General features: G+C 41.6%; 11 protein-coding genes. 6 read left to right on the top strand and 5 right to left on the bottom strand.

Features of this window, described 5'->3' with window-relative positions:
• Positions 1 to 124: 124 nt before the first annotated feature.
• The 4 genes from QZ379_RS10485 to QZ379_RS10500 are packed head-to-tail and all read left to right on the top strand — an operon-like array spanning position 125 to position 2,215.
• A complete protein-coding gene (locus QZ379_RS10485; protein ID WP_291564211.1) occupies positions 125 to 652 on the top strand; it encodes a hypothetical protein in 528 nt (175 codons plus the stop codon).
• 7 nt (positions 653 to 659) lie between these two features.
• The gene (locus QZ379_RS10490) at positions 660 to 1,121 is read left to right on the top strand and encodes a hypothetical protein (protein WP_291564214.1); all 462 of its coding nucleotides are present in this window, start codon (positions 660 to 662) and stop codon (positions 1,119 to 1,121) included.
• A 36-nt stretch (positions 1,122 to 1,157) separates the two neighbouring features.
• Positions 1,158 to 1,748, top strand: coding sequence for a biopolymer transporter ExbD (locus QZ379_RS10495; RefSeq protein WP_291564217.1), 591 nt, complete (start codon positions 1,158 to 1,160; stop codon positions 1,746 to 1,748).
• Positions 1,749 to 1,750: 2 nt separating this feature from the next.
• The gene (locus QZ379_RS10500) at positions 1,751 to 2,215 is read left to right on the top strand and encodes a biopolymer transporter ExbD (protein ID WP_291564220.1); all 465 of its coding nucleotides are present in this window, start codon (positions 1,751 to 1,753) and stop codon (positions 2,213 to 2,215) included.
• A gap of 69 nt (positions 2,216 to 2,284) precedes the next feature.
• Here QZ379_RS10500 and QZ379_RS10505 read toward each other — a convergent pair whose 3' ends face one another.
• Both QZ379_RS10505 and QZ379_RS10510 read right to left on the bottom strand, forming a co-directional pair.
• Positions 2,285 to 2,815 (bottom strand): GNAT family N-acetyltransferase, encoded by a 531-nt coding sequence (locus QZ379_RS10505; protein ID WP_291564223.1) that lies wholly within the window; start codon positions 2,813 to 2,815, stop codon positions 2,285 to 2,287.
• Between the two features lie 18 nt (positions 2,816 to 2,833).
• Positions 2,834 to 4,120 carry a M64 family metallopeptidase gene (locus QZ379_RS10510; RefSeq protein ID WP_291564224.1) on the bottom strand — a complete coding sequence of 429 codons (1,287 nt, stop codon included), beginning with the start codon at positions 4,118 to 4,120 and terminating at the stop codon, positions 2,834 to 2,836.
• Positions 4,121 to 4,268: 148 nt separating this feature from the next.
• Here QZ379_RS10510 and QZ379_RS10515 point away from each other — a divergent pair, with 148 nt between their 5' ends.
• Positions 4,269 to 4,748: an Lrp/AsnC ligand binding domain-containing protein gene (locus QZ379_RS10515; RefSeq protein WP_291564229.1), complete on the top strand. Its 480-nt coding sequence runs from the start codon at positions 4,269 to 4,271 to the stop codon at positions 4,746 to 4,748.
• A gap of 2 nt (positions 4,749 to 4,750) precedes the next feature.
• Here QZ379_RS10515 and QZ379_RS10520 read toward each other — a convergent pair whose 3' ends face one another.
• Both QZ379_RS10520 and QZ379_RS10525 read right to left on the bottom strand, forming a co-directional pair.
• Positions 4,751 to 5,239 (bottom strand): dihydrofolate reductase, encoded by a 489-nt coding sequence (locus QZ379_RS10520; protein WP_291564232.1) that lies wholly within the window; start codon positions 5,237 to 5,239, stop codon positions 4,751 to 4,753.
• Positions 5,240 to 5,259: 20 nt separating this feature from the next.
• Positions 5,260 to 6,054 carry a thymidylate synthase gene (locus QZ379_RS10525; RefSeq protein ID WP_291564235.1) on the bottom strand — a complete coding sequence of 265 codons (795 nt, stop codon included), beginning with the start codon at positions 6,052 to 6,054 and terminating at the stop codon, positions 5,260 to 5,262.
• Between the two features lie 90 nt (positions 6,055 to 6,144).
• Here QZ379_RS10525 and QZ379_RS10530 point away from each other — a divergent pair, with 90 nt between their 5' ends.
• Positions 6,145 to 7,578, top strand: coding sequence for an rRNA cytosine-C5-methyltransferase (locus QZ379_RS10530; RefSeq protein ID WP_291564238.1), 1,434 nt, complete (start codon positions 6,145 to 6,147; stop codon positions 7,576 to 7,578).
• Here the strand turns inward: QZ379_RS10530 and QZ379_RS10535 are convergent.
• The coding region (locus QZ379_RS10535; RefSeq protein WP_291564241.1) for a DNA topoisomerase at positions 7,562 to 8,154 on the bottom strand (593 nt) is incomplete at its 5' end. The two genes, QZ379_RS10530 and QZ379_RS10535, sit on opposite strands and share 17 nt — an antisense overlap.

Genomic DNA, 8,154 nt, shown 5'->3' on the forward strand with positions numbered 1-8,154 from the left:
AAAGCGTGTATACGCCAAAAGCGTATCACGGGTTCGAATCCCGTTCTCTCCGCACGTATCAAATAACAAATAAGAATAAACAATAAACTATTAATTAATTAATCTTAAAAAAATTAGACACACAATGAAAAAGTTATTTGCAATTCTTGCAGTAATGGGAGTTCTCTCATTCGGAATGACTCAGTCAGTTATCGCACAGGATGCTCCTGCAGCAACAGAAACTGAAACAGTAGTAGTTGAAGAAGGTGGTATGCACAAAGAACTTAAGACTAAGTTCATCGAAGGTGACGCTGCGTTCATGTCATTGGTAGCAATCGCATTGGTACTTGGTTTGGCTTTCTGTATCGAACGTATCATCTACTTGAGCCTTGCTGAAGTTGACACAAAGAAATTGATGGCTAAACTTGAAGAAGCTTTGGGAAAAGGTGATGTAGAAGGTGCTAAGACTATCTGCCGTAACACACGCGGACCTGTTGCTTCTATCTGCTATCAGGGTTTGATGAGAGTTGACGAAGGCTTGGACGTTGTTGAACGTTCTGTAGTATCTTACGGTGGTGTTCAGGCTGGTTACCTTATCACAAGCCAGATGGAAGATTCTTCTATCACATTGCTTGATATGATCATGAAGTACAACTTGAAATACAAAAAATAATTGAACAATGGCTAAGATATCATATAAAATGTCTTACTACGTTTTCTATGTCTGCGTAGCACTTATATTGGTGGTACTTGGCATGTTCTACGGAGTAGGATATACAAATCCGGTAGGCGAATACAACGAGCCTGCACACACTGAAACATTGATATACTTAATGTATGGAATGTTTGCAGTAGCTGTTATAATAACATTATTAGGTGGTTTGGTTAAATTTGCAGGCTCATTGAAAGAAAACCCTGCAAGTGCAATTAAATCTTTAGTTGGATTAATCCTTTTGATTGTATTGCTCATCGTTACTTACAACATCGGTTCAGATGCTCCAGTATTGATGGCTGACGGTAATACATACAGTGATGCAACAATGTTGAAAGTTAGCGATATGTTGATTTACTCAACTTACGTTCTGTTCATCATTGCAGCATTGGGTACACTACTTAACTTGTTTGGTGTATTCAAAAAATAATATCATATTGAAGTTTAATAATTAAGAGAAAGTAAAATGGCAAGAAAGAAAAGAGCAGTTCCTGGTATTAACTCAAGTTCCACAGCGGATATTGCCTTTATGTTGCTTATCTTCTTCCTTATTACAACATCAATGGACACTGACCGTGGTTTGGCAAGACGTTTGCCACCTCCACCAGAAAGTGAAGAACAGAAAGATGATATTATTATTAAGGAAAGAAACATTCTCCAGGTTAAGCTTAACAAAGATGACCAGTTGATGGTTAACGGAGAAGTAGGTTTCGACATAAGACAACTTAAAGACAAAGCAAAAGAATTCATTGCCAATCCGAATGATGATCCTAATATGCCGGAAAAGCATAAGAAGACTCTTCCATTCTTTGGTGATGTAATGATTACTGAAAAGCATGTAATTTCTGTACAGAACGACGTTGGTACAAGTTATGATGTTTATATTCAGGTTCAGAACGAATTGGTTGCTGCATACAATGAATTGCGTAATGAATTGGCAAATGCACAGTTCGGCAAATCATTTGCAGAATGTTCTGACGAAGAAAAAGAAGCTATCATAGACTATTATCCACAGAAGATTTCTGAAGCAGAACCTAAAAAATATGGAGGAAAATAATAATGGGAAAATTTAACAAGACAGGTAAGCGTGGCATGCCGGAGTTGAATACTTCATCTTTGCCTGACCTTATCTTTACCATGTTGTTCTTCTTCATGATTGTAACAACAATGCGTGAGGTTACACTTAAGGTTCAGTTTAAAGTGCCACAGGCAACAGAATTGGAAAAGCTTGAAAAGAAATCACTGGTTTCTTTCATCTACATAGGTAAACCTTTACCTGAGTTCCAGAAAAAGATGGGTACTACAGACCGTATCCAGTTGAACGATAAATTCTCTGAATCAAACGAAGTTCAGGATTATATCTATCAGGAACGTGAAAACATGAAAGAAGAAGACAAACCTTTCATGACAGTATCATTAAAAGTTGATGCTAAAACTAAGATGGGTATTGTACAGGAGGTTAAACAGGCTCTTCGTCAGGCATACGCTTTGAAAATCAACTATTCTGCTACACAGCGTCAGTAATAGTAAATTGATAAATAAAAAAAGAGTTACTCAATCGGGTAACTCTTTTTTTTTCTCTTATTGAAAGCATTATACTGAATAGACTTTGCTGTATATCTCTGATTTTATTGTATCGAAAACATCGTCTATTGCTTCATCGCCGGAATACATTATGTGCATAGGTATTGGACTTCCACCTGCTCTGTATGGCGGCTGAACGTATGGTTTCGTGCAAACCTTAAATCCGTTTCTCTCGTAAAATCCTATGCGTCGCTTACTCATTTCATCCTCCGGCAGTTCTACTTCAAGCACAATCCTCGCATCGCTGAAATCTCTTTGCAGAGCCTGCATTATAGCCTTTCCGTAACCTTTATTTCTTACATCAGGTGATGTAGCAAGATGCTCGACATAATAGAAGCCGTCAAGCTTCCAAAGCGTAATCAAACCGATATTAACCTCATCGTCAGTTATAAGATATGGTGTAAACAAAGGATTATTATCCGTATTGTATCTCTGCATATCGTCATCCCTCCTTTCCTCAACCGGAAAAGATACATGCAACAAATCTTCAACAAACCCATATTGCGGGTCAGAAGTCTTAATAGGTAAAAATCTAATCATATATACTCAATTATTTGGTTATTTAGTATAAAAATCAATCAGACGCTGTAATGCCCTTTGACATACAGGACAGAACGCTTTTGCTTCGTTTGTTCGCATCCTGCAATCAGGAGTAGGACGATAAATACCTTTCATACTGTAACCGGCACCTTCGTACGCCCCTACCTCTTCACAGGAATTATTATTTTCCTTAGTCACCTTTGTAGGAACAGACACTCCTCCAGGTATCATATCTTTCCACTTATTTGCAAAATCCGTCATTGTAGTGATGTTCTGTTCCCATGGCTCAACATCGTATGGGTACAGAGGACTTGGCGCATCCGTATATGCATATTCATCGGCTAAACCTCCGAAACTATGTCCGAATTCATGCACTACTACTGGTTCAAACATAGAATGATGGGCAGTAGTCAAAGTAAAAGAATTGTATATGCCACCTCCACCATAAGTATCAGTATTGGCAAGAATTATGATATGCTCGTACGGAATACCGGCAAGCAAATCATGGATATCTTTAACACTACTTGAAGTCAGATACCTGTCAGAATAGGAAGTGTCAAAATGCGAACTGACAGCTGTAGATTTCCATTCATTCTTTCTCGGGATACTTACACCACTGTCTGCGGACTCGGAAGCGACGGCCAGTACATTAAAATGATGCTTGTTTTCCTTGAAAGGAGAATGTGTGAAAATAGCGTCACAAGCTTTCTGCGCATCACGATAGAATGTATCCATTTCTGATTCTGTATATCCTTCGGCCATTATAACTACATCGATGCACTTGTCCGGCGAGCCATTATTCATCAGATATTTATAAGGAGTTATATTCTTAACACCTGTACTTCTAATCAATATATCATCCGGATTGACAGTATGAGTGAAAGAAGCCGATATCTCCTGTCGTGCATTAAACAAATCAGCCGTAACCAATGCCTCCTTTTTCGGGAAAGGCATCAGAAATGTATTCTCATATCCTTTGCTTAGTGTTGCCGATTCAGCCTCCCCCAGCCATTCCTGAAAAAGACTTGAAAATGAATTTTTATAAATCACGACTCCCGTTTCCTTATCCCTCACGGTTATCTGGCCGTTTCCGGCCAAAGGCAATTCATCGAGATGCTTTCTTCTGCCGGCCCAGCCATCGAAACTCTTTAACTCGTCCAATACAACATATTGATTTTTTTTATCACCCGTGAACAAATAGTCAACTCTGAGTGTTTTATCTATAAAAAAGTTCTCAAACTCCTGAGAATTAACAGAAGAACACAGCGTGCATCCTAAGAAAAATGATAAAAAAGCTTTTGTCATAATAATTAAAATGTGGTTTTGTGTATAATATATATAAAAAGAATAAACTATCTGTCACAAAGATAATTAAATATAAAACAATTATACGAACTTTATTAATGTAGTTTGAATAAAAATACTACCTTTGTATAAATTAAAATTTTTAGAAATGGCACATCATCAGTTGGACAGTTTGGATGAAAAGATTCTGCAAATGATAGCAGAAAACGCACGTATCCCTTTTTTGGAAGTTGCAAGAGCTTGTAATGTTTCCGGTGCTGCAATACACCAGAGAATTCAGAAGCTCACATATCTTGGTATTTTGAAAGGGTCTGAATTTATAATTGACCCGGAGAAAATCGGTTATGAAACTTGTGCATACATAGGATTATATCTTAAAGATCCTGCACAGTTTGACACAGTAACAGAAGAACTGAAAAAGATTCCGGAAGTAGTGGAATGTCATTTCACTACAGGACAGTATGATATGTTTATAAAAATCTACGCCAAGAACAATCATCACCTCCTGAGCATCATTCATGACAAACTACAGCCACTCGGACTGTCCCGTTCGGAAACAATTATATCATTCCATGAGGCAATCAAACGCCAGATGCCTATAATCGATCTGGCGAATGATGATGAATAAAATTATTTCTTGCGTTCATAATCACAAAAACTATATGAGTAGAGATGCTTTTCATCTGTTGAATGGCATTCTCTACTTTTTTCTTCCCATACGTCAAGAGATATCTCCGGGAAGAAAGCGTCCGCTTCCTTTTCGCAATCGTCTATCTCTGTGATATACAGACGGTCGGCAACAGACATAGCTTCCTTATACAGGCTTGCACCTCCTATAATGAATACCTCAACATCATCTTTGCATGCTTCCAATGCCTCTTCAAAGCTATGGAAACACTCTGCTCCCGGGAATGTCATATCCTGACTGCTCAGAACGATATTCCTTCTGTTTGGCAGAGCACCCTTAGGCAGAGATTCAAATGTCTTGCGTCCCATGATTATGGTATGGCCTGTAGTCAGAGTCTTGAATCTCTTCAGGTCGTTGGGAAGCCAGTACAGGAGTTCGTTCTTATATCCTATACCGTTATTCTTGTTTATAGCTACAATAATCGAAATCATAAAAATCAGTCCGTTAATAATTATACAGAAACCTTACCGGCAATGTGTGGCCACGGGTCATAATTCTCAAGCTGAAAATCCTCGTACTTGAAACTGAAAATATCCTTCACGTCATGATTGATTTTCATCACAGGAAGCGGACGCGGAGTCCTTGAAAGCTGCAAATCAACCTGTTCCAAATGGTTCAGATAGATATGAGCATCACCTATAGTATGAATGAAATCGCCCACCTTCAGTCCTGTCACCTGTGCCATCATCTGAAGCAGAAGAGCGTACGAAGCTATGTTGAACGGCACCCCGAGGAATGTATCGGCACTTCTCTGATACATCTGCAGGCTCAAACGTCCTTCAGCCACGTAGAACTGGAAGAACATATGACATGGAGGCAGATTCATGTTTCCGAGGTCAGCCACATTCCATGCATTAACGATGATACGTCTTGAGTCAGGATTGTTCTTTATCATATCCACAGCTTCCGAAATCTGGTCGATAAACTTACCGTCGTAAGTAGGCCACGAACGCCACTGATAGCCATAGATATGTCCTAAGTTGCCATCCTCGTCGGCCCATTCATTCCAGATTCTCACGCCGTTTTCCTGAAGATACTTCACGTTTGTGTCACCTTTCAGGAACCAGAGGAGTTCGTGGATAATGGATTTAAGATGAAGTTTCTTTGTTGTTACGAGTGGGAAACCCTCTTCGAGATTGAAACGCATCTGATGTCCGAACACGCTGATAGTACCCGTTCCGGTACGGTCGTCTTTCCTTACGCCTTCGGTCTTTATGCGTTGAAGTAAGTCTAAATATTGCTTCATGAGTTTATGAGTTTTATTTGATGGCAAAGTTAATCAAAAAATATTATGAAAAAACATTACCTTTGCAGATATTAATATATACAGAAGAATATGAATTTCCCCGTTTCATTTATATCACGAACAGCAGCCCTGATGGGCGAGGAAAACTGCAATGCCCTATGCGAGGCGATGCAGAACGACACTCCTGTGAGCATACGAATCAATGGAGCAAAGACCGGACTTGTGCCTGACGATGCAAAACATATCCCCTGGACAACAGACGGATACTACCTGTCCGTACGCCCCACATTCACGTTCGACCCACTGTTCCATGCCGGAAGCTACTATGTTCAGGAAGCATCGTCCATGTTTCTCGAGAGAGCCTTGCGCCGGTATGTAGAATCGCCGGTTATAGCCCTCGACCTCTGCGCCGCTCCCGGAGGAAAGTCCACCCTACTCCGCTCCACCCTCCCCGAAGGAAGTCTGCTCATAGCCAACGAAGTGATGCGAAACCGCTCGCAGATACTTGCCGAGAACATAGTGAAATGGGGAAATCCCGAAGTGATAGTAACCAACAACGACCCTTCGGACTTCACACCGTTGGAATCCCTTTTCGATGTGATTCTGACAGACGTACCATGTTCCGGCGAAGGAATGTTCCGAAAAGACGAAGTGGCTGTAGAAGAATGGAGCCCTGCCAACGTAGGAGTATGTTGGGAACGCCAACGCAGAATACTCCGCGATATATGGCCTTGCCTGAAACGCGGAGGACTGCTGATTTACAGCACATGCACATTTAACCGTGAAGAAAACGAAGACAACGCAGCCTGGATAGCAAGCGAACTTGGAGCAGAAGTACTTCCTGTAGAAACAAACGAGGAATGGAACATTACAGGCAATCTTGCCGGATATGACTTCCCGGTCTATCGCTTCCTGCCACACAGAACCATAGGCGAAGGCCTCTTCATGGCTGTACTCCGCAAGAACGGTACACCGGACGAAGACTACGACACTCTGTCAGACTACAGTTCAAGAAAGAGCAGCAAGAAAAACAACAAGAAGCAGGACAAGAGACAGAACACCCTGACCGTAACCAACGAAATAAAATCATGGATATGCGACAGCGAAGATTTTGAGTTCTCCATCGACGGAACAACAGCAGTGGCAAAATCACAAAGACTGAGCAGTCTGGAAAACCTTCTGAAAGACAAGGGTAACGGCATCCGCATACTTCATCGCGGCATCACCCTTGCCGAGAACAAAGGCAAAGACTGGCAGCCTCATCACTCGCTCGCCATGAGTACAAGCCTCAACAGAGAGAGTTTCCCACAGGCAGAGCTGAGTTATGAACAGGCAATAGCATATCTCAGGAAAGAAGCCGTCACACTCGATGCCTCAATACCCAAAGGATATGTACTCGTGACATACCGTGACACACCTTTAGGCTTTGTGAAGAACATAGGAAACCGCGCGAACAATCTCTATCCGCAGGAATGGAGAATCCGCAGCGGATATATGCCCGACGAGGTCAGAACGGTTTTCTGAAACCGCAACCGTTCTTCCACTCCGAACAACCATAGGCAGTTTTACCCTTTATGATGGTACCCTTACCGCATAAAGGGCAAACCTTGCCGACTATATCATCGGCAAACAATTCCGCTCCGGAAGTATTGTTTTCCGCCTTTACAGGCGACTTGCCTTGTGCAGCAGAAGCACTGCCGGTTTTCGCTTCAACCTTCTCTGTTTTAGGAGCCGCTTTCTTTCGTGGTGCCGATTTCGCAGCCGCATCTTTCCCTGCAGAACCTTTCTTCGCAGCAGCCTTCACATCCTCCTCCGAAGTGACGGTCACACGTCGGTTGCTCGTATCCCTTATCACGCTATATACTATCTCCGTAACCATCTGCTTCAGCTCGCTGATGAATGTAGCCGCATCATAGCTCCTCTTCTCTATCTCGCGGAGCTTCTTTTCCCAGATACCGGTCAGCTCTGCAGATTTCAGCAACTCTTCATGAATAAGCTGTATCAGTTCCACACCCGTAGGAGTAGCTATAAGATTCTTCTTCTCCTTGCGGATATATCTTCTTTTGAACAAAGTCTCAATTATGGCGGCTCGCGTAGAAG

The sequence above is a fragment of the Bacteroides sp. genome (assembly GCF_019417265.1).
Taxonomy (GTDB): Bacteria; Bacteroidota; Bacteroidia; order Bacteroidales; family Bacteroidaceae; genus Phocaeicola.

Excerpts from the sequence above, each read along its gene's own strand:
- QZ379_RS10500 (WP_291564220.1), top strand. The coding sequence starts at position 1,751 with ATGGGAAAATTTAACAAGACAGGTAAGCGTGGCATGCCGGAGTTGAAT.
- QZ379_RS10485 (WP_291564211.1), top strand. The coding sequence starts at position 125 with ATGAAAAAGTTATTTGCAATTCTTGCAGTAATGGGAGTTCTCTCATTC.
- QZ379_RS10520 (WP_291564232.1), bottom strand. The coding sequence starts at position 5,239 with ATGATTTCGATTATTGTAGCTATAAACAAGAATAACGGTATAGGATAT.
- QZ379_RS10490 (WP_291564214.1), top strand. The coding sequence starts at position 660 with ATGGCTAAGATATCATATAAAATGTCTTACTACGTTTTCTATGTCTGC.
- QZ379_RS10505 (WP_291564223.1), bottom strand. The coding sequence starts at position 2,815 with ATGATTAGATTTTTACCTATTAAGACTTCTGACCCGCAATATGGGTTT.
- QZ379_RS10525 (WP_291564235.1), bottom strand. The coding sequence starts at position 6,054 with ATGAAGCAATATTTAGACTTACTTCAACGCATAAAGACCGAAGGCGTA.
- QZ379_RS10515 (WP_291564229.1), top strand. The coding sequence starts at position 4,269 with ATGGCACATCATCAGTTGGACAGTTTGGATGAAAAGATTCTGCAAATG.
- QZ379_RS10510 (WP_291564224.1), bottom strand. The coding sequence starts at position 4,120 with ATGACAAAAGCTTTTTTATCATTTTTCTTAGGATGCACGCTGTGTTCT.
- QZ379_RS10530 (WP_291564238.1), top strand. The coding sequence starts at position 6,145 with ATGAATTTCCCCGTTTCATTTATATCACGAACAGCAGCCCTGATGGGC.
- QZ379_RS10495 (WP_291564217.1), top strand. The coding sequence starts at position 1,158 with ATGGCAAGAAAGAAAAGAGCAGTTCCTGGTATTAACTCAAGTTCCACA.